The 20,534-nt window shown below is 73.9% G+C and carries 15 protein-coding genes; 6 read left to right on the plus strand and 9 right to left on the minus strand.

All coding sequences use genetic code 11. From position 1 onward, the window contains the following. Window positions 1-23: 23 nt before the first annotated feature. Window positions 24-1,220: a hypothetical protein gene (locus OUQ99_RS26770; RefSeq protein ID WP_267946545.1), complete on the minus strand. Its 1,197-nt coding sequence runs from the start codon at window positions 1,218-1,220 to the stop codon at window positions 24-26. 164 nt (window positions 1,221-1,384) lie between these two features. On the opposite strand from OUQ99_RS26770, the gene OUQ99_RS26775 reads away from it, so the two are divergent. From OUQ99_RS26775 to OUQ99_RS26785, 3 genes are all read left to right on the plus strand, one after another. Then, complete coding sequence (locus tag OUQ99_RS26775) at window positions 1,385-1,975, plus strand: DUF1707 SHOCT-like domain-containing protein (RefSeq protein ID WP_267950515.1); 591 nt, start codon at window positions 1,385-1,387, stop codon at window positions 1,973-1,975. Window positions 1,976-2,108: 133 nt separating this feature from the next. Continuing rightward, the gene (locus OUQ99_RS26780; RefSeq protein ID WP_267946546.1) at window positions 2,109-3,497 is read left to right on the plus strand and encodes a class II fumarate hydratase; all 1,389 of its coding nucleotides are present in this window, start codon (window positions 2,109-2,111) and stop codon (window positions 3,495-3,497) included. Between the two features lie 215 nt (window positions 3,498-3,712). After that, on the plus strand, window positions 3,713-5,668 hold the full coding sequence (locus tag OUQ99_RS26785; RefSeq protein ID WP_267946547.1) for a serine/threonine-protein kinase: 1,956 nt from the start codon (window positions 3,713-3,715) through the stop codon (window positions 5,666-5,668). Between the two features lie 60 nt (window positions 5,669-5,728). On the opposite strand, the gene OUQ99_RS26790 is transcribed toward OUQ99_RS26785, so the two are convergent. Then, window positions 5,729-6,385, minus strand: a complete 657-nt coding sequence (locus OUQ99_RS26790; RefSeq protein ID WP_412759571.1) for a lytic transglycosylase domain-containing protein — start codon at window positions 6,383-6,385, stop codon at window positions 5,729-5,731. Window positions 6,386-6,428: 43 nt separating this feature from the next. Further along, on the minus strand, window positions 6,429-7,118 hold the full coding sequence (locus tag OUQ99_RS26795; RefSeq protein ID WP_267946548.1) for a lytic transglycosylase domain-containing protein: 690 nt from the start codon (window positions 7,116-7,118) through the stop codon (window positions 6,429-6,431). Between the two features lie 412 nt (window positions 7,119-7,530). Between OUQ99_RS26795 and OUQ99_RS26800 the strand changes: the two genes are divergently transcribed. Beyond that, on the plus strand, window positions 7,531-11,655 hold the full coding sequence (locus OUQ99_RS26800) for an SCO7613 C-terminal domain-containing membrane protein (RefSeq protein WP_267946549.1): 4,125 nt from the start codon (window positions 7,531-7,533) through the stop codon (window positions 11,653-11,655). A gap of 72 nt (window positions 11,656-11,727) precedes the next feature. On the opposite strand, the gene OUQ99_RS26805 is transcribed toward OUQ99_RS26800, so the two are convergent. The 3 genes from OUQ99_RS26805 to OUQ99_RS26815 form a co-directional block, all read right to left on the minus strand. After that, window positions 11,728-12,993, minus strand: a complete 1,266-nt coding sequence (locus OUQ99_RS26805; RefSeq protein WP_267946550.1) for a PhoH family protein — start codon at window positions 12,991-12,993, stop codon at window positions 11,728-11,730. A gap of 351 nt (window positions 12,994-13,344) precedes the next feature. Further along, entirely contained in the window at window positions 13,345-14,106 is a 762-nt protein-coding gene (locus OUQ99_RS26810) for an isoprenyl transferase (protein WP_267946551.1), read from the minus strand. A gap of 92 nt (window positions 14,107-14,198) precedes the next feature. Further along, a complete protein-coding gene (locus OUQ99_RS26815; protein WP_267946552.1) occupies window positions 14,199-14,810 on the minus strand; it encodes an RNA polymerase sigma factor in 612 nt (203 codons plus the stop codon). A gap of 317 nt (window positions 14,811-15,127) precedes the next feature. On the opposite strand from OUQ99_RS26815, the gene OUQ99_RS26820 reads away from it, so the two are divergent. Further along, entirely contained in the window at window positions 15,128-16,495 is a 1,368-nt protein-coding gene (locus tag OUQ99_RS26820) for a serine/threonine-protein kinase (RefSeq protein WP_267946553.1), read from the plus strand. 31 nt (window positions 16,496-16,526) lie between these two features. On the opposite strand, the gene OUQ99_RS26825 is transcribed toward OUQ99_RS26820, so the two are convergent. The 3 genes from OUQ99_RS26825 to mca all read right to left on the minus strand — a co-directional run bounded on the left by OUQ99_RS26825 (window position 16,527) and on the right by mca (window position 19,928). Continuing rightward, entirely contained in the window at window positions 16,527-18,605 is a 2,079-nt protein-coding gene (locus OUQ99_RS26825) for a thioredoxin domain-containing protein (protein WP_267946554.1), read from the minus strand. A 163-nt stretch (window positions 18,606-18,768) separates the two neighbouring features. Beyond that, entirely contained in the window at window positions 18,769-19,044 is a 276-nt protein-coding gene (locus OUQ99_RS26830; RefSeq protein ID WP_267946555.1) for a hypothetical protein, read from the minus strand. A gap of 5 nt (window positions 19,045-19,049) precedes the next feature. After that, window positions 19,050-19,928, minus strand: a complete 879-nt coding sequence (gene mca / locus OUQ99_RS26835) for a mycothiol conjugate amidase Mca (protein WP_267946556.1) — start codon at window positions 19,926-19,928, stop codon at window positions 19,050-19,052. A 156-nt stretch (window positions 19,929-20,084) separates the two neighbouring features. Between mca and OUQ99_RS26840 the strand changes: the two genes are divergently transcribed. Further along, complete coding sequence (locus OUQ99_RS26840; protein ID WP_267946557.1) at window positions 20,085-20,525, plus strand: DUF4307 domain-containing protein; 441 nt, start codon at window positions 20,085-20,087, stop codon at window positions 20,523-20,525. The last annotated feature ends 9 nt before the right edge of the window (window positions 20,526-20,534 follow it).

Raw genomic sequence — 20,534 nt, forward strand, 5'->3', positions numbered from 1 at the left:
GCCGGCCGGCCCGCGTGCGCCTCTCAGCCGTCCAGGGGCGTGAAGGGGTCGGGGGTCCCCGCCGTCCACCGGTTCAGGTGGGCGACCCCGGTCTCCAGCGTGACCCCGTCCCCGGTGCGCCGGCCGCGTTCGACGACGTAGAAGCGACCGTCGTCCAGGGAGACCAGGCCGTACTGGCCTCCGGTGTCCCAGCCCCGGACCCCCGACTCCCCGTGGAGCATGCCGTCCCGGCGCAGCGGGAGCAGCAGGCCCTGCTCGTCGTCCTCCTGGCCGCGGACCGTGCCCCGCACCGGGGGCCGGGAGCCGTCGACCACGAAGAGGGAGTAGTTGGGGAAGTGCGGCTTGACGCCCTCGTAGACCGCCATGAACCAGTCGCCGGTGCGCGCGTCGTACTCCAGGTTCTGCACGCCGTAGGTGGTGTTTCCGGTGTACACGAAGTACTTGCCCCCGACCCGGGGCGGGCCGCTGGTGTGGGGGGCGTCCTGGTCGAGCGGGCGCTCGTACCGCCTCCACGAGGAGGTGTCGTACTGGAGCAGGACCTGGTGGTCGTTGTCGGCGCGCCCGGGGTGGGAGTAGACGCCGTAGGCGACCGTCAGCACCTCGCGGCCGCCGCCGCGGCCGAACTCGGGGCCGAAGGCCACCCCGTCGATGCCGCTGGACCCGTAGCGGTGGTCGGCCGTGTCGGCGACGTTGCCGTCGAACACGCCGTCGCCGTCCATGTCCGCGGTGTAGTCCTCGACGACCTCGTCCAGGTGGACGGTGGTCAGGACGCGGTCGTCCTCCGCGTCCATGCCCGGCCGCGTGATGCGGTCGCCGTCGAAGATCGCGATGTAGAACGCCTCGGCCGCCTTGTACTCCAGCGATCCGTAGACGCGCCCGTCCCGGTCGTTGAAGTCGAGGTCGCCGAGGTGGCCCGTGAGGCCGGTGACCGTGCCGATCACCCGGCCGTCCAGGTCGGTCTTGACGACGGTGTCGGTGAAGGAGAAGTACATGTGCCCCTTCTCCTCGTCGAGCGCGGCGCCCTGGACGTGCCCGGACGGCCACGCGCCGCCGTCCACGGACAGGGGCGGCCCTCCCCCGGGCTCCCGCTCCCGGGAGTCGGCCGCCGCCGTGGCGGGCGCCAGCACCGCCGCCACCGCGAGCGCCGCCCCGAGCGCGCCCGCCGCCCGGGCCCCTCTCCTCCAAGTACCGGTTCCGCGCATCCCGTTCCCGCCCTCCACGCCCTCACCGTGTGCTGTCGGTAGGAAGCTATGCGCGTCCGGTGAACCGCGCGAGACCCCCAAGGGAACCCGGCGCGCACAACTGCGGGAGCCGCCGCCCCGCGGGGCCGCGACCGCGTCCCGGTCCGCCGGGCACGCACTAGGGTGGCGGTGTGAGTGAGGAAGTGTCCCCCGAGCGGCTCCGCGCCTCCGACACGGACCGCGAGCGCGTACTGAAGGCCCTGCGCGACGCCGCCGCCGACGGCCGCATCGACCTGGAGGAGTTCGAGGAGCGCTCCTCACTCGTGCACGGGGCCCTCACCCTGGGCGAGCTCCCCGGGATCACCGCCGACCTCCTCCCCGTCGAGCGCCAGCCCATCCGCCTGGACCCGCAGCCCCTGGTCGGGCTGTTCGGCAACACCGCGCGCCGGGGGCGCTGGGTCGCCTACCCGGGCGAGTACGCGGTCGCCGTCGTCGGACGGGTGGAGGTGGACATGCGCGAGGCCCTCCTCATGCACAACCACCACCGGATGACCGTGACCGCCGTCCTGGGCCGTGTGGAGATCGACGTCCCCGAGGGCGTCGAGGTGCGCCTGACCGGCTGGTCGTTCCTGGGGCGGCGCACCACCACCGCCCGCCGCTCCGGCATGTCCGACCCCCCGGTGCTGGAGATCGACGGTTTCTCGCTCTTCGGGGTGGTCCGCGTGCGCGCGCCGAGGCGCCGCCGCTTCCTCGGCCGGCTCCGCCGGGCGCCCCGCCGCGGCATCGGCTCCTGAACACGTCCGTTTCCACCTGCGGCGATGTCAACATGACGCGTGCAACACCGCCAAGCCCGGGTGAGGTGACGGTGTGCCCGGATGCGTCTGGCAGGCTTTGTGTCACAGGTTTTCCCAGGAGAGATGGGTTGCAATGAGTGAGTTCCGTATCGAGCACGACTCGATGGGTGAGGTCAAGGTCCCGGCCGAGGCCAAGTGGCGGGCTCAGACGCAGCGCGCCGTCGAGAACTTCCCGATCTCGGGCCAGGGCCTCGAAGGCGCCCACATCGCCGCCCTCGGCCAGATCAAGGCCGCCGCGGCCAAGGTGAACGCCGAGCTCGGCGTCATCGGCGAGGACCTCGGCAAGGCGATCCGCGAGGCCGCCCTGGAGGTGGCGGACGGCAAGTGGAACGACGAGTTCCCGATCGACGTCTTCCAGACCGGTTCCGGCACCTCCAGCAACATGAACACCAACGAGGTCGTGGCGACCGTCGCCAAGGAGCGCACCGGCCTCGACGTCCACCCCAACGACCACGTCAACGCCTCCCAGTCGTCCAACGACGTGTTCCCCTCCTCCATCCACATCGCCGCCACGGCCGCCGTGCAGAACGACCTGGTACCGGCGCTGCGGCACCTGGAGGGCGAGCTGTCCCGCAAGGCGGAGGAGTTCGCGTCCGTCGTCAAGAGCGGCCGCACCCACCTGATGGACGCCACCCCGGTGACCCTCGGCCAGGAGTTCGCCGGGTACGCCGCCCAGGTGCGCTACGGTGTGGAGCGCCTGGAGGCCTCCCTCCCGCGCGTGGCCGAGCTCCCGCTCGGCGGCACCGCCGTCGGCACCGGCATCAACACCCCCGAGGGCTTCTCGGCCCGTGTCATCGCCGAGATCGCGTCCCACACCGGCCTGCCCCTCACCGAGGCCCGCGACCACTTCGAGGCGCAGGGCGCACGCGACGGCCTGGTCGAGCTGTCCGGCCAGCTGCGGACCGTCGCGGTCGGCTTCGCGAAGATCGCCAACGACATCCGCTGGATGGGTTCCGGCCCGACCACGGGCCTGGGCGAGATCTTCCTGCCCGACCTCCAGCCCGGTTCCTCGATCATGCCCGGCAAGGTCAACCCGGTCCTGTGCGAGGCCGTCCTCCAGGTGTCCTCGCAGGTCGTGGGCAACGACGCGGCGGTGGCCTTCGGCGGTGCGAGCGGCAACTTCGAGCTGAACGTGCAGCTGCCGATGATCGCCCGCAACCTGCTGGAGTCGATCCGGCTGCTGTCCAACGTCTCGCGGGTGTTCGCCGACCGCTGCGTCGCGGGCATCGAGGCCAACGCCGAGCAGTGCCGCGTCTACGCCGAGTCCTCGCCGTCGATCGTCACCCCGCTCAACCGCTACATCGGCTACGAGGAGGCCGCCAAGGTCGCCAAGCAGTCGCTCAAGGAGAAGAAGACCATCCGCGAGGTGGTCCTGGAGCGCGGCTACGTCGAGGCGGGCAAGCTCACCGAGGAGCAGCTGGACGACGCCCTCGACGTGCTGAAGATGACCAACTCCCGGTAGGCGGGGGCCGTCCCCGCGGGCGGCGGTCCGCGGTGTCCACGGGGCGCTCCGCGCGGGCGGGGCGCCCCGCCGCCGGGCGGCGGCCGGTCCGCGGGGGCGACGGCCGTGCGGCGCTCCGGTTCCACTCACCTGCCCCCCGGGAACCTTCCACACGCGGGAGGCGTCCGACATCCTTGTCAGAGCACCCGAAAGGCCCGCCTTCGAGAGGGCAGTACATGTCGAGCAACAGCGACAGCGACAGCGAACAGATCGTCGCGGACCGCTACATCCTGCGCCGTGAACTCGGACGCGGCGGTATGGGCGTGGTCTGGGAAGCCTTCGACCCGTCCCTGGACCGCGTCGTCGCGATCAAGCAGGTGCTCCTCCCCGACCACTTCACCGAATCCGAGCGCGCCGACGCGCACGGGCGGGTCCGCCGCGAGGCGCGTTCGGCGGCGCGCATCAGCCATCCCACGGTGATCACCGTCCACGACGTCTTCGAGTACGACGGCGACCCGTGGGTGGTCATGGAGCTCGTGGAGGGCGGGTCCCTCCAGGACCGGCTCAACGAACAGGGCGCCCTCCCGCCCGACACCGTCGCGGAGATCGCGGAGTCCCTGCTCAAGGCGGTGCAGGCGGCGAACGCGGCCGGAGTCCTGCACCGGGACATCAAGCCGGGCAACATCATGATGTCCCTGGACGGCCGGGTGATCCTCACCGACTTCGGCATCGCCACCATGGAGGGCGGTCCCAGCATCACCCGGACGGGTGCGCTGATCGGCTCCCCGGAGTACATGCCGCCGGAGCGCCTGGAGGGCGGGCCCGCGGAGCACCGGGGCGACCTGTGGAGCATCGGCGTGACCCTGTTCGCGGCGGTGGAGGGCACGTCGCCGTTCCGCCGGGACAGCCTCACCGCGGCCATCGCCGCCGTCATCTCGGCGCCCCTTCCGCCGATGACGCGTGCCGGACGGCTGGAGCCGGTCATCACCGGCCTCCTGGAGCGCGACCCGGACCGGCGGCTGACGGTGGAGGGCGCGCTGGCGCTCCTGCGCGGACGCGGGACCTCCGGCGGGGGCGTCGGCCCGGCGGGCGCCGCCGGAGCCGCCGGAGCCGCGGGGGTCGCGGCGGGCGCGGCGGGCACAGGCCCCGGCACCGCCCCGGGCGCCGGCGGCTCCCCGTACGCCCACGGTTTCCGGAGCGGCGGGTACCCCGCTGCCGGGCCGCGGGCCGGCGGCCGCTCCACGGGCCCCGGGACGGCCGGCCACGGCCCGGGGACGCCCCTCCCCCAGGGCCGGCCCCGTCCCGCGGGTCCGGTGACGCCGCAGACCCCCTTCCCGCCCGGCCGACGCCCGGCCGCCCCGTACGGGCACTCCGGCGGGGGTGGCACGGGCGGCCGCGGAGGGGCCACGGCCCCCCTCCACTCGGGGGGCCACGGCGGCTCCGGGCGGTCCGGTTCCGGGGCCGCCTCGACGGCCAGGGTGCTGTTCGGCGTCGGCGCCGGCCTGCTGGCCCTCCTCCTCGTCTCCGTGGTCGCGGTGGCCGTGGTCCTGAGGTCGGGCGGCGCCGCGGGGGAGGCCGCCCCCCAGGAGGCGCCGACGCAGGGCGGCGCGCCTCCGGAGGAGCCGTCCCCGTCCGCGGAGCCCGGCGGCGGCAGCGGCGAGCAGGCCGCCGCGGCCGAGGGGGACGACGGCGGGGAGCCGCCCTCCTACGACGAGCTGGACACGTTCAGCTCGCAGTGGTTCGACGTGGCCCACCCGGCGGGCTGGGAGGTCGACGACAGCGAGATCGACAACAGCCTCGCGGTGTTCGTCGCCCCCGGCAGGGACCACCAGGTGTGGGTGACCGGGTGGACGGAGGAGGAGTTCACGGGGACGAGCGCCGAGTACCTCCGGCAGACCAACGGCGGCACCGACGCGGACCAGGACATCACGACGGACTACTCCGAGCTGGAGCTGGAGGAGTTCGACGAGGACGACTACGGGGAGGGCTGGGACGTCGCGATGGTGGAGTCCGACTTCACCAACGAGTCGTGGGCGACACCGGAGCGCCGCTTCTGGTCCTACGCGATCAGCGTGGACCACGAGGGCAGCAGGGTCTTCTACATGGTGAGCGTCAACGTCCCGCGCGAGGACGGGGACTTCTACGACGACCTCCACGAGGAGGTCGTGGAGACCTTCACCCCGCACCTCTGACCGGGCCCCGGGCACACGACGGCCCCCGCGGTGTCCCGCGGGGGCCGTGTGTGCTCGGGATCAGTACCAGCCGATGGACTGGGAGTGGGCCCACGCCTCACACGGGGTGCCGTAGCGCCCCTTGATGTAGTCGATGCCCCACGCGATCTGGGTGGCGGGGTTCGTCTGCCAGTCGTCGCCGTGGGAGGCCATCTTGCTGCCGGGCAGCGACTGGGGGATGCCGTACGCGCCCGAACTCGGGTTCGAGGCGGTGTGGTTCCAGTTGCTCTCCTTCTCCCACAGGGGTTCGAGGCAGCCGGAGAACTGGTCCTCGCCCCAGCCCTCCGCGAGGACCATGTCGAGGGCGATCGACTTGGGGTCCCCGGTGAACTCGGGAACCTCCTCCTCTTCCTCCTCTTCCTCTTCCTCCTCGATGTCGCTCCCGTCGCCCTGGGCCGTTCTGACCCCGGCGCCGAGGGCGGCCTCGCTCTCTCCCCGGGCCTGCTGTCGCAGCTCCTGGAGTTCTTCCTGCGTCAGCTCGGCGGAGGCGAAGAACTCGTCCTCCCCGGTTTCGGTGTCGGCTGCGGATTCCTCGCTGTCCGGAACGGCGGCGCTGGCCGCCATTTCCGGGTCGACCCCGTCGTCCGCGAACGCGGAGACGGCGAACGTCGCACCCGCGACGAGGGTCGCCGCACCGATCACCGCTGTACTGCGCAGCGACATTCGGTTGAGTAGCACGATTGCCTTTCCCAAGAGGGGGTTATTGGCAGGGAAAGCCCCATTAATACCAGTTGTTCGCCTGGGAGTGGGACCAGGCGCCGCAGGGGTTCCCGTACCGGTCCTTGATGTAGTCGATGCCCCACGCGATCTGGGTGGCGGGGTTGGTCCGCCAGTCGTCGCCGTGGGAGGCCATCTTGCTGCCGGGCAGGGACTGCGGAATGCCGTAGGCGCCCGAACCCGGGTTCTCCGCGGTGTGGTCCCAGTTGCTCTCCTTCTCCCACAGGGGTTCGAGGCAGCCGGAGAACTGGTCCTCGCCCCACCCCTCCGCGAGGACCATCTCCAGGGCGATCTCCTTGGCCGAGCCCGCCGGGACGGCGGCCGCGCCGCCGCCGGAGGGGTCCGCGGGGTCCGCGCCGCCGCCGGAGGCGGTGGCGCCGGGTTCGGGCTCCGGTTCGGGCTCGGGGATGTCGCTCCCCGTCCCGCTGGCGGACCGGAGGCCCTCCTCCGCGGCCGCCGCGGCCTGCCGGCGGCTCTCCTCGCGCTCCTCCCCGCCGACCGCGGAGGGCTCGGCGAAGAAGTCGTCGGCGCCGTCCCCGGACTCCTGGTCGGGGACCACCGCGGCGGACGTGAGCCGTTCGGGCTCCACCGCCCCGGTCTGCGCGAACGCCGCCACCGTGAAGGCGCTTCCCGCGACCACGGCCGCGGCTCCGACGGCGCTCGCACGGCGCAGTGAGGTTCGGTCGATCAGCAAGGAGTGGCCCTTTCGCGTAGACGCACACGTGCCTTCGTGGGGCTGTTCGTGTGCGGTGCTTCGCCGCCGCTGACCACGTGGTCCGGACTGTGCGCGGAGGGGACGGGTCTTCTTCCGTTCGACCGACCGCGGCGGGGGACTTCCACGTGGGAGGGAGTGTTCTGTGCAGCGGACTCAGCCTGCATCATCGTCACGGCCAAGTAACGCCAGTTTTACTATGCCTTGGGTCACATCACGGAATGTGCCTGCATTGCGGCCCTCTCACCTGCACATCGCCACGAAGAGTCAAGTTCCGGTCAAGCGGTTCCACGTGTGCTCCACGTCTCCGCACCGGGGGACGCGGCTCTCGTCACCGCCCGGTCTGAGTACGTGTACCGATGCGCGCGGGCGGGGCCGGGGACAGGATGGCGGTATGAACGCCCCAGGATCCCCACCGTCCCCCGCGGGTCCACGGCTCCACTGCCCGGACTGCCGCGCCCCGCTCCCGGTCGGCGTGCGCGCGTGCCCGCGGTGCGGGCTGGCACTCGTCGGCGACACCGCCCGGCGCCTCTGGCTGATCGACTCCGAGATCGCGGAGATCGACGGCCGCAGGCACCGCCTGCTCGGCGAGCGCGCCGTCACGATGCGCCTGCTGCGCGGCGAGTCGCTCCCGGGGCGGCCGGGCACGCCCCTTCCCGGGCGCGCGCCCGCCGACGGCCGCCCCGGAGCCGTCCGGGCCGAGGACGGCCCGCGGCCGCCGCTCGGCTCCGCCGCCCCGGGGGGCCCGGCCCCCGCGTCCGCCGGACACGGCTCCGAGCCCGTCGGCGAGGTCACCCGGCGCTCCGCCCAGAACGTCGTCCTCGGGCTGGGCGGCCTCCTCGTCGGCATCGCCGCCCTGGTGTTCGCCGTCTGGTCCTGGAGCGACCTGGGCACCGGCGCCCGCGCGGGCGTCCTCGGCGCCACGACCCTGGCCTTCGCCCTCCTGGCCCTCCCGCTGCACCGGCGCGGCCTCAGGGCGACCGCCGAGACCTTCGGAGCCGTCGCCGCCGCCCTGCTGTGCGTCGACGCCCTCGCCCTGGGCCTGCTCCTCTCCGACCGGATCTCCAACGGGCCCGGCTACTCGGCCGCCGCGCTGGCGGCCGTCGGCGCGCTGACGGCGCTCTACCCGCTCCTCGTGCCGCTGCGGTCCCCGCGCGTCGTCGCCGCGCTCGTGGCCCAGCCGGTCCCGGTGCTGCTGGTGGCGGCGGCGCCCGGGGACGGGCTCCTGCCCTGGACCCTGCCCGCGCTCGCCGCCACCGCCCTCGCCGACCTGCTGCTGGTCCGCCTGCTCGGCGGCCCGCGCGGGGGCGTCCCCGTCCGCACCCTCCACGTGACCGCGACGGTCCTGTGGGGGTTCTCCCTCGCCCTCTCCGCGGTTCTCGTGCTCGCGGTCCCCGCGGCCGGCGACGCCGGCTCCTGGTGGGCCCTGGCGGCGGCCCTGCTGGTGTCCGGCGTGACGGGGCTGCTGTTCACCCGGCGCCCGCTGCCCTCCCTCCCCCCGGCCGGCGCCGGGCCGTCGGCGGTGCACGCCGTCGTCGCGCTCCTCGCCCTGGGGGCGGCGCCCCTGGCGGCCGGGCCCGCCCACCTCCCCGTCCTCCCGCGCGTCCCGGGCACGTTCTGGTCCGAGGCCCCCGGCACCGCGACCGCCGCGGCCGCCGGGGTCCTGGGGCTCACCGGTCCCGGCGCGCCCCCGCTGTCCGGAGCCGCCTGGCTGGCGGCCGTCGCGGCCGCCGCCGTCCTCGCCCTGGCGGCCGCGGCCCTGCTGCGCCGCGACCTCCTGGCGCACACCTCGGCCCTGCTGGCCCCGCCGACCCTGCTGGCCGTCCCCCTGCTGCTGCCCCTGCCCCTGGCGGTCGCGGTCGTGTGGGCCCTGCTCGTGGGCGCCGCGCTGGTCCTCGGCACCGCCCTCCTCCCCCGGCGGGGCGCGGGCCGGGTGTCCGCGGCCTCGGGGAGCCTCACCGTCGCCACGGGGGTCCTGTGGTCCCTGCCGGACCAGTACACGTCCCTGGCCGCGCTCCTCCTGGCGGGCGCGGTCCCGCTGGTCGGCCTCCTGCTGTTCCGCCGCGCCGACCGCGCGGGCGACGCCCCCGCCTCCCTGTACGGGGCGTGCCTGCTGCTGTGGGCGCTGGCCCTGGCGGCCGGGACGGTCTTCCTGGCGGCGCTGACCCTCGGCGGGGACGCGGCGCGTCCCGCCTGGTGGCTCCTCGCCGCCTCCACCCTGCTGGCGGGCGCGACCGCCCTGCTGTTCGGCAGGGTCCGCCGGCCGTTCGCCTCCCCCGCGGCCGGAACGGCGCCCGGAGGCGGTCGTGCGGCGGCCCGGACCCCCGCCCCGGACACCGCCGACCCCCGGACGGCCTTCACCCTGTTCGGCCTCCTGCTCCTGCCCTCCGCCCCGCTGCTCGCCGGAGGGGGCCGTGACCCCGGGCTGGCGGCGCTCCCCGGCCCGTACGCCCCCTGGACCGCCCCGGCGTCGGCGATGCTCGACCCCGCCCACCGGGTGCTGGGGCTCTCGGCCCCCTCCGGGACGGCCGCCGCGCTGGGCGCCGCGCTCGGCGTGCTCGTCGCCGGCGCGCTGGTGGTGGCCCTGGTCCTCGTGGTCGACCGGAGGTGGACGGTGACCGCGGCCTCGCTCGCCGCGCCCACCTCCCTGGTGCCGCTGCCGGTGCTCCTGGGCCTGCCGTACGCGGCGGCGGTGGTGTGGACGGTGTTCGTGGGAGCCGCGTTGCTGCTGGGCGTCACGCTCTCCGGCCGCTCCGGACTCGGCTGGGTGCCGACGGCGACCGGTTCGGCGACCCTCGTGCTGGGCCTGCTCTGGTCGCTCCCCGAGTACCGCACGACGCTGTCGGCGATCGTGCTGGTCGCGGCGGCCTCCCTGGTGTCGGCGCTGCTCCTGCGCCGCGTGGACTCCCCCGGAGCCGCGGCCCGCACCGCGCCCCTCGTCCCGGGGGCCCTCGCCCTCCTCGCCGGCGGGGCCTCCCTGGCGGCCTCCTTCACGCGGCCGGGGCCGCCCGAACCCGTGGCGTGGTGGTTGTCGGCCGCGGCCCTGCTGTGCGTCGGCGCCGCCTCGGTGGCCTCGGCCCGGCCGCACCGCCCCGGGGCGCCCCGGCCGGCCCTCGGCCCCGTGCCGCGGCCCGCGCTCCGGGCGGCGCCCCTCACCCTGCTCGGGCTCCTGCTGCTGGGGGCCGTCCCGCTCGTGGCCGGTCCCCGGTCGCTGCCCGCGCTCGCCGCGGCCTCCCGGGCGTACCCCCCGGGGACGGCCCCGCTCCCGGCCCTGACGGACCCCGCGTACGCCGTCCTCGGCCTCGCCCCGCTGCCGGGACCGGTCGCCGCGGCGGCGGTCGCCGGGGTCCTGGTGTCCGGGCTGCTCTCCGTCGGCGCGGTCGCCGTGCTGGCCCGCAGGTGGACGCCGCACGCCGTCGCCCTGGTCGCGCCGCCCGCGCTGGCCCCGCTGCCCGTGGTCGCCGGCGCGCCGTTCCTCCTCGCCCTGCTGTGGGTGCTGGCTGTGGGATCCGCTCTCGTGGTGTGGTCCGCGCTGCTGCGGGACGGGCGCACGAGCCCGCTGCCGGGGCTGACCGGCCTCCTCACCCTGGCGCTGGGGCTGGGCTGGGCGCTCGCCGAGGAGCACACGGTCGCGGCCGCGCTGATGGCCGCCGCGGTGGTCGCGTCGGTGGCCGCCGCACTGGCGCGGACGCCCGTCCCGGCCCTGGGCGGCACCGCGGCCGCCACGGCCCTCACCGGCGCGTTCGCCCTCGCCCTGCCCCTGGCCCTGGACGCGCCGGCGGAGTACGCGGCGCTGGCGCCCATCGCCCTGGTCGCCGCCGTGGCCGCGGTCGTGCCGAGGCTGCGCGGGGCGCTGGTGCCCGCCGCGGAGGTCCCCGCGTGCCTGTGGGCGGTGCTGGCGCTGGCCGTCTCCCTCGGCGCGGGGGCGCGGCCGGAACTGGTGGCGCTCGCGCTGGCCCTGGTCGGCGTGATCGCGTCGGCCACCGCCGTGCGGCCCGGCCGGTCGGGGTTCGCGGTGGTCGGCGGCCTGCTGATGTTCGCCGCCCTGTGGACCGCGCTCGCGGCGTGGGACGTGACGGTGCCCGAGGCGTACACGGCGCCGCCGGCGTTCGCCGCCCTGGTCATCGGCTGGGAGTGGAGCCGCAGGGCGCCCGCCCCGCCGTCGAGCTGGGCCGCCTACGGCGGCGGTCTGGCGCTGTTGTTCCTGCCGACGGTGGTCCTGGTGCTCACCGGGGACGGCATGGCGTGGCGGGTGCCGGCCGTGCTGGTGCTCGGGGTGGCCGTCACCGTGTGGGGGCTGGCGGGCCGGCTCCGGGCGCCCCTGGCCCTGGGAGGGCTGGTGCTGGTGGCCACGTCGGCGCGGGCGTTCGGGCCGCCCCTGTGGGACCTGGCCCGGCTCGCGCCGAACTGGGTGCCGTTCGCGGTCGTGGGCCTGCTCCTCCTCGCCGTCGGCGCCCGCTACGAGGCGAGCCTGGCGAGGCTGCGGAGCCTGGGCCGGCTGGTGTCGGGCATGCGCTGAGGGGCCGGAACCGGCACGCGCGGACGGCGGTCCGGGCCCGGCCTCCCCGGCCGGGCCCGGACCGCCCTCGCGTCAGTTCTCCAGCAGCTCGGTGACCAGGGCGGCGATCGGTGACCGCTCCGACCGGGTCAGGGTGATGTGCGCGAACAGCGGGTGGCCCTTGAGCTTCTCGATCACCGCGACCACGCCGTCGTGGCGCCCCACCCTCAGGTTGTCGCGCTGGGCGATGTCGTGGGTGAGCACCACCCGCGAGTTCTCCCCGAGCCGGGACAGGACGGTGAGGAGCACGCCGCGCTCCAGTGACTGGGCCTCGTCCACGATCACGAACGCGTCGTGCAGCGAGCGGCCCCGGATGTGCGTGAGCGGGAGGACCTCCAGCATCCCCCGGTCCACGACCTCCTCGATGACGTCCTCGCTGGTCACGGCGGACAGGGTGTCGTGCACCGCCTGGCCCCACGGTGTCATCTTGTCGTTCTCGGTGCCGGGCAGGTAGCCGAGTTCCTGGCCCCCGACCGCGTACAGGGGCCGGAACACCATCACCTTGCGGTGCTGGCGGCGCTCCAGGACGGACTCCAGCCCGGCGCACAGCGCCAGCGCCGACTTGCCGGTGCCCGCGCGCCCGCCCAGCGACACGATGCCGACCTCGGGGTCGGTGAGCAGGTCGAGGGCGATCCGCTGCTCGGCGCTGCGCCCGTGCAGACCGAACACGTCCCGGTCCCCGCGCACCACCTTGACCGACTTGTCGGGCCGCACCCGGCCGAGCGCCTTGCCCCGCTCGGACACGAGCACCAGCCCTGTGTGACAGGGGAGCTCCCTGGCCTCCTCGATCTCACTGGTACCGCTCTCGAACAGCTCACCGATCTGGTGGGCGGGCACGTCCAGTTCGGCCATGCCCGTCCAGCCGTGCTCGATGGCGAGCTCGGCGCGGTACTCGTCGGCCGGGAGGCCGATCGAGGCGGCCTTGATCCGCATCGGCAGATCCTTGCTCACCAGCACGACGTTCCCGCCCTCCTCCTGGAGGTTGCGGGCCACCGTCAGGATCCGGGTGTCGCTGTCGCCGAGCCGGAAGCCCGCCGGCAGGATCTTCGGATCACTGTGGTTGAGCTCCACACGGAGCGTTCCGCCCTGGTCGTTCACCGGTACCGGGACGTCCAGTCGGCCGTTGGCGACCCGCAGGTCGTCGAGGCGGCGCAGCGCGTTGCGAGCGAAGTACCCGAGTTCCGGGTGGTGTCGCTTGCTCTCCAGCTCGGTGATCACCACCACGGGGATGACCACCTCGTGCTCGGCGAACCTGGCCATGGCCATCGGGTCGGCGAGCAGGACACTGGTGTCGAGCACATGGACGCGCCTTCCCCGGCCTACCTCCGTGTGGGGGTCGGCGGGGGACTGGGTGTCACGGCGATCGGTCGAGGAACTAGCCACTCGTTCTCCCCTTGGGCACCGCGGGGGCGCCCTACTGTCACGGGATCATGGAGGACCGGGACCTGGCCCCAGAGGGCCGGGTCCGGCCCTCCTCGTCGACGTTCCGCGAGGGCGGAGGAGATCAATGAGCCGGGGCCTCCCGAACGGGTGGATGCACACCACCCGCTTGTTCCGACGCTACGCGCCCGCGACCCCGTTTCCAAGGGTCCCGCCCCGCCGCGCGGTGAACACCGCGTTAATGGGCAGGCCGACCGGGGGGACCGGGGGTCAGGAGCCGAAGCGCCGGTTGCGCGCGCCGTAGGAGCGCAGTGCACGGAGGAAGTCCACCCTGCGGAACGCGGGCCAGTAGACCTCGCAGAAGTAGAACTCCGAGTGCACGCTCTGCCACAGCATGAAGCCCGAGAGGCGCTGCTCCCCCGAGGTGCGGATGAGCAGGTCGGGATCGGGCTGGCCGCGCGTGTAGAGATGCCGTGCGATGTCCTCGATGTCCAGGCGCTCGGCAAGCTCCTGGATACCGGTGCCCTTGGCCGCCTCCTCGTGGAGGAGGGACCGAACCGCATCAGCGATCTCACGTCTACCTCCATACCCGACGGCGACGTTGACAACCAGGCCGGGGTTGCCGGATGTCGCCTCTTCCGCCTCCTTCAGGGCGCGGGCGGTGGAGTCGGGCAGCACGTCGAGCGCGCCGACGGGGCGCGTGTTCCACCCCTCCTCGCGGAGCCGGGCGATGGTCTGCTCGATGATGCGCACCAGCGGGCCCAGTTCGGACTCGTCGCGGGTGAGGTTGTCGGTGGACAGCATCCACAGGGTGACCACCTGCACACCGACCTCGTCGCACCAGCGCAGCACCTCGAAGATCTTGTTCGCGCCGGCCTGGTGGCCCTCCTCGGCCGCACGGAGGCCGCTGCTCTTCGCCCATCGGCGGTTGCCGTCCATGGCGACACCGACGTGGCGGGGAATCTCCTGGCTGGTCAGCTGGCGTTCGAGCCGCCGCTCGTAGAGCCAGTACAGGGGGTCTCGGAGCCCCATTGGCGAAACCTCTCAGAGCTGGATCAAAGACAGCACACTCCTGTGAAGGATGTGCCGACGGGGATTCCTCCAGAGTAGTTCGCCCCGGGGCGCTACGTCACAGCCAGGGACTTGCGCACGTGCTTGCGGCCCTGGTGGATCCGGGACTTGACGGTGCCCAGGGCGAGGTTGAGCTCGGAGGCGATCTCGTTGTAGTCCATCTGGCACAGGTCGCGCAGGACCAGGGGGGCGACCAGGTTGGGGCGGTCCTTCTCCAGCTGGTCCAGTGCCTCGAGGAGGTCGATGCGGGAGCCGGCGATGACGCTGGTGGTCCGGGGGTCGCGCTGGTGGGGCATGCGCTCGGCCTCGGTGGGGAACTCGGCGGACCTGCGCTTCATCGACCGGTAGGTCTGGCGGGCGGAGTTGGAGACCACCGTGTACAGCCAGGTGGTGAAGAGTGAGTCGCCCTTGAAGCTGTCGATCTTGCGGGCCACGCGGAGCAGCGCGTCCTGGCAGGCCTCCTCCGCGTCCTGGCGGTAGGGGAGGAAGCGCGCGCACCGGCGGAGCACCTCGGGCTGGATGCGCCGGAGGAGGTCGTCCAGGGCCGCGGCGTCGCCGTGCTTGGCCCGTCGCGCGAGGTCCTCCAGCTCCTCGTCGACGTTGCTCGCCACCCGCCGCCGGGGCGCCGGGGTCTCCTCGTTCTCCGTGTGGTCACTACTGCGCATGGCTGGTCTCTCCCTGACTGACGGCGGACGTCCGGCCGTCCTGTTCGGACGCGTGTGCGCCCATCGGTTACGAGGGTCACACGTCAACGGGACGTCCACGGATCCCCTTCGGCTCCGTCCTCGCGAAGCTTCGCATCTCGCCGCGACCATTCGCATGGCGCACAGAACCCGTCGGGGGCTCCCCCCAGTTTCCACGCCACGGGGGTCTCGGCGCTACCCGGAGAGGGGATCATATCCGCGGGAGACAACATGAAGGCGTAGATGGTGTATTAGTGGGCAACGAACGCGTATCCACCCCCCTAGACACCGAGGCGGAAATGAGCCAACCGGAGGCCTTCGGACGGTACCGCGTCATCCGGCGCCTGGGTTCCGGCTCCTTCGCCACGGTCTGGCTGGCGCAGGACGATCTGCTCAACTACCCGGTGGCCATCAAGGTACTCGCCGAGAACTGGGCGCACCAGATGGACATCCAGCACCGGTTCCTGGAGGAGGCGCGCATCCTGCGCCAGACCGACTCCACGTGGCTGGTGGCGGTGCACGACGTCGACGTGCTGCCCGACGGGCGCCCCTACATGGTGATGACCTACGCCGACCAGGGAAGCGTGACCGACCTCATCCGCCGGGGCCAGCTGCCCCTGGACGAGGCCCTGCGGCTGCTGACGGAGATCGGCCAGGGCATCACCGTGCTGCACAACCACGGCACGATCCACCGCGACATCAAGCCCTCCAACGTCCTGCTCCAGTCCTCCCCCGTGGGGCAGCGGGTCCTGGTCGCGGACCTGGGGTTCGCGAAGGCCATCGACGAGGCCTCGGGGTTCACGGCGGCGGCGGGCACCCCCGGCTACATGTCGCCCGAGCAGAGCATCCCCGGCGGCGACCTGGACGTCCGGTCCGACGTGTACTCGCTGGGCGCGGTCGCCTACGAGCTGATCACCGGGCGCCCGCCGTCCCGCCCGCCCGTCAAGGTCCCGCCTGGCCGGATCCGGCCAGGCCTGCCCCGCGCCCTCGACGAGCTCATCCTCTCCGCGCTCTCGGTGGACCGGGAGAGCAGGCCGGCGGACGCCAAGACCTTCACCGACCGCGTCAGGGCGATCCGTACGGAGCCCGACCTGCCCAAGGCGGACCCGTGGTGGCAGCGCTACCAGATGCCCTGGCGGCGCACGGTCACCCTGGCGGCCTCCCTGCTGCTGGTGGCGGCGGGCGCGACCGCGTCCACCGGCGCCCCGGGCATGGCGCTGACCACGGTGAGGGACGCCAGCCAGAACATCCTCGTGAACGTGCCCTCGGTGTGGGCGCGCGAGTTCCACACCGACCTCGCCGCCGGTCCGGCCGCGGCCGGGGCCGGCGCGGGACCGGGGCTGCTGGTGGCGACCGACGCGGACGACTGGCACTCCACCGAGGTGCCCTCCTACGGGGTGTACGCGACGGTGATGCCCGGCTCCCGCAGGCTCAGCGGCGTCTCCGGGGCCGACCCGTGCGGGGGCTCCCCGGAGGAGCGCGAGCTGCACACCCCCACCTGGGAGGGCACCGTGTGGGACTGGCCCGAGTGCAACGGCGGCGGCGCGTTCACCAGCGCCGCCGTGCACCAGCCGGGCGTGCCCACGACCGTGTACATGGAGATCCGGCAGCCCGCCTACCGCCCGGACGTGGTGAACGACATCATCGGCGGTACCCGGCTGGTCTGACCGGGGGGCGCGTGTCCGCGCCCCCCGGCGGTCAGGGCGTCCGGGAGAGCAGCTGGGCCCGGAGCTCCTCGGGCGAGGTGACCGGGAGCTTGCAGACGAACCCCTCGCACACGTAGGCGGTGGGAGCTCCTCCGACCCGCACCCGGTCGCGCAGCAGCGGCACGCCGCCGTCGTCGAGGCCGTCGCCCCGGGACAGCGCCGTACCGAGGGGCGCCCAGGTCAGGGCGGTGCGCACCAGCTCCTCCGTCCGGGGGTCGCCGGGGTCGCCGACCACCGCGACGGCGCGCGGCCCCGACAGGGCGGCCTCGCCCGCGGCCAGGCCCCACCCGGCGAACCGCGCCGCCTTCTCGGCCAGCAGTGCCACCGGCGCCAGGGCGCCCTCGGCCGCCGTCCTGTGTCGTTGCGAACCGGTCAGCGCGGCGTGGGTCACGAGCGCGGACGCGGCGGCGGAGCGCCCCGAGGGGGTCGCGTTGTCGGTGGGGTCCTGCGGGCGGCTGAAGAGCTTCTCCGCGTCGTCCGCGGTGTCGAAGAACCCGCCCGCGCCGTCGCCGAAGTGCTCCAGGACGGCGTCCAGGAGCTGTCCGGCCCCGTGCGCGTAGCGCGGATCGCCGGTCACCCCGTGCAGGGCCAGCAGACCCTCCGCCACGTCGGCGTAGTCCTCCAGGACCCCGGCGCTGCCGCCCGCCCTTCCGTCCCGGGACGTGCGCACCAGGCGGCCGTCCCGCAGGTGGACGGTGAGCAGCAGCTCCGCCGCGTCGCGGGCGGCCTCCACCAGGTCGGGGCGCTCCAGCAGCGCCCCCGCCTCCGCCAGTCCGGCGATCGCCAGCCCGTTCCAGGCGGCCACCACCTTGTCGTCGCGGGCGGGAGCGACCCGCTCCGCCCGGGCGGCCAGCAGGGCCTCGCGGACCCGCTGGAAGCGCCACGTGTCGGCGGGAGGGACCGGCAGCCGGAGCACGGAGGCGCCCCGCTCGAAGGTGCCCTCCTCCGTCACCTCGAACACCCCGGCCGCGAAGGCGGCGTCGTCCGCGTCCAGGACCTCGCGCAGCTGGGCGGGGGACCACACGTAGTAGGTGCCCTCCTCGCCCTCGCTGTCGGCGTCCAGCGCCGAGGCGAACCCGCCCTCGGGGGTGCGCAGGTCGCGCAGCATCCAGTCGGCGGTCTCCTCCGCCACCCGCAGCAGCAGGGCGCGGGTGGCGGGCTCCGAGGTCCCGGCGCCCCGGCGGACGGGGCGCCGACCCATGCGGAGGTAGGCGCGCAGCAGCAGCGCGTTGTCGTACAGCATCTTCTCGAAGTGGGGCACCACCCACGCGCGGTCCACGGAGTAGCGGGCGAACCCGCCTCCGAGCTGGTCGTACAGGCCGCCCCGGGCCATGGCCAGGGCGGTGCCGGTGGCCATCAGCCGCGCGGGGGTGGCCTCGCCCGGGGCCCCGGCGCCTCCGCCGGAGGCCCCCTCCGCGGGGAAGGGCCGGGTGCGCTCGTCCTGCGCCGTGAGGAAGGACAGCAGCATCGACGGCGGGAACTTGGGCGCGTCGCCGAAGCCGCCCTCCGCGCTGTCGTAGTCGCGCACCAGGGCGTGGACGGCCAGGTCCAGCTGGTCGGCGGAGGGCGGCGGCGCGGAGGGCAGGGTGCGCGGGGCGCCGAGCGCGTCCACGACCCGCTTGCCCTGGTCGAGGAGTTCGGGGCGCTTGTCGCGCCAGGCGGTCGCCACGCCCTCCAGCAGCCGCTGGAAGTGGTCGCGCGGGAAGTAGGTCCCGCAGTAGAACGGGGCGCCCTCGGGTGTGGCGAACACGGTCATGGGCCACCCGCCCTGGCCGGTCATGGCCTGGGTGGCCTCCATGTAGACGGCGTCGACGTCCGGGCGCTCCTCGCGGTCCACCTTGACGTTGACGAAGTGGGCGTTCATGCGCGCGGCGGTCGCCTCGTCCTCGAAGGACTCGTGGGCCATCACGTGGCACCAGTGGCAGGCCGCGTAGCCGACGGAGACGAGGACGGGAACGTCGCGCCGGCGCGCCTCCGCGAAGGCCTCCTCACCCCAGGGCCACCACTCCACGGGGTTCTCGGCGTGCTGCAACAGGTACGGGCTGGTCGCTTCGCTCAAGCGGTTGGGCATGCCCCCACTGTGCCACCCGCGGCCCGGGTCCGCCCGGTTCGCCCCGGAGCGGGAGCCCCCCCTCCCGGAAACCGCCCCGCCGGGTCATGGCGGGGAACGGTCCCCGGGGAGCGCTCCCGCCGCCCCGGGGCCCCGCGGGACCGGCCGCCGGGCTCCCGGGGCGTCAGGCCCTGGGCTCCCCGGCGCCGTCGGGGGCGGCGGAGGCGGCCACCCCGGCCGCCCCGTCGTCGGAGGCCCGGGCGGTGCCGCCGGCCTCCGGCGACCCGTCGCCCTCCTTGGGCAGGGCGCGGAGCTTGCCCGTCAGGCTCCTCATGAGGAAGTACAGCACGACGCCGATCGCGAAGATGACGAGGAAGCCCATGACCCCGGGTGTCACGGTGTTCTTGTCCAGCGAGAAGTCGTTGGCCGCCACCGCCGCGGAGGTGAGAAGGGTATTCATGCCGCTCATACTCTCACTGCTTCTCGGACACCCGCGAAGAGGTCCTTCTCAGGGACCTCGGTGTCCACCAGCGAGCGCACCAGGTGGTAGTCCTCGGTCGGCCAGGCCTCGGCCAGGACCTCGTTGGGGACGGCGAACCAGAAGCCGTTCGGGTCCACCTGGGTCTCGTGCGCCTTGAGCGCCTCGTTCGCGACGTCGAACTGCTCGCTGCAGTGCACCCGGGTGGTGATCTCCCACCTGGGGTACTCGCGCTCGTTGATCCGCTTCATCCAGTCCTCGAAGGGGTTCTCGATGCCGCGCTCGGCCAGGACGGTCGCCAGTGCCTCGAACCGCTCCGGCGGGAACGAGACGAAGTAGTACAGCTTCAGCGGCTGCCAGGGGTCCCCCGCCTCCGGGTAGGCGTCGGGGTCGCCCGCGGCGTCGAAGGCGTGCATCGACACCTTGTGGGTCATGATGTGGTCGGGGTGCGGGTAGCCGCCGTTCTCGTCGTAGGTGAGGATCACGTGCGGGCGGAACCGGCGGATGGACTCCACCAGGGGCGCGGAGGCCTCCTCCACCGGCAGGGTCGCGAAGCACCCCTCCGGCAGCGGCGGCAGCGGGTCGCCCTCGGGCAGGCCGGAGTCGACGAACCCGGCGAACTCCTGCTGGATGCCGAGGATCTCGCGGGCCCGGTTCATCTCCTCGCGGCGGACCGCCGCGATGTTCTCGCGGATCTCGGGACGCTCCATGGCGGGGTTGAGGATGTCGCCTCGTTCGCCACCGGTCATGGTGACGACGAGCACGTCGACGCCCTCGTCCACGTAGCGCGCCATCGTGGCCGCGCCCTTGCTGGACTCGTCATCGGGGTGGGCATGGACGGCCATAAGCCGCAGGCGCTCGGACAACGAAGGGTTCTCCTTGACTCGGTGAACACGGGCACGGGGCGTGGCTGTCCGGCCTCCCCGGGGCACGGCTTCGACGACTCACGCACGGGCCGCGTAGGGGGGCTGGCAGGTCGGGGATATCTTAGACAACACCGTCCCCTTGTTCGGAGATTCCCGATGCAGCCCACCCCGGAAGAAGACGCCGTGAACAGTGCCGACACCCCGGCCGACACGGCCGAACCCGTCGCGCCCGCGCTACGCAGGCACCACGGCAACGGCCCCGTCTTCTTCGTCATCGCGACCGTGTTCGCGGTCCTGTGCGCGGTCGGCTGGGGCTACTCCGTGATGAGCTACAGGGGGCTCGGGGGCGGCGTGTACCACCAGGTGGTCTCCTACTCCCTGGAGTCCCCGGACGAGGTCACGGTCAACTACGAGGTGAACAGCCGGGACGGGGCCGAGTGCCTGATCGTGGCACTGGACGAGCAGCACGTCGAGGTGGGGCAGAAGCGCTCCGAGGCGGAGGCGGGGAACCGGATGGTCACCGCGACCGTTGAGACGGTTCGTCAGGCTTCCGCGGTACAAGTGGCCTCGTGCAGGGAACAAGGTTCGCAGGACTGATCGACCGAT

This window comes from Streptomonospora nanhaiensis (genome assembly GCF_026642255.1).
Taxonomy (GTDB): Bacteria; Actinomycetota; Actinomycetes; order Streptosporangiales; family Streptosporangiaceae; genus Nocardiopsis; species Nocardiopsis tropica.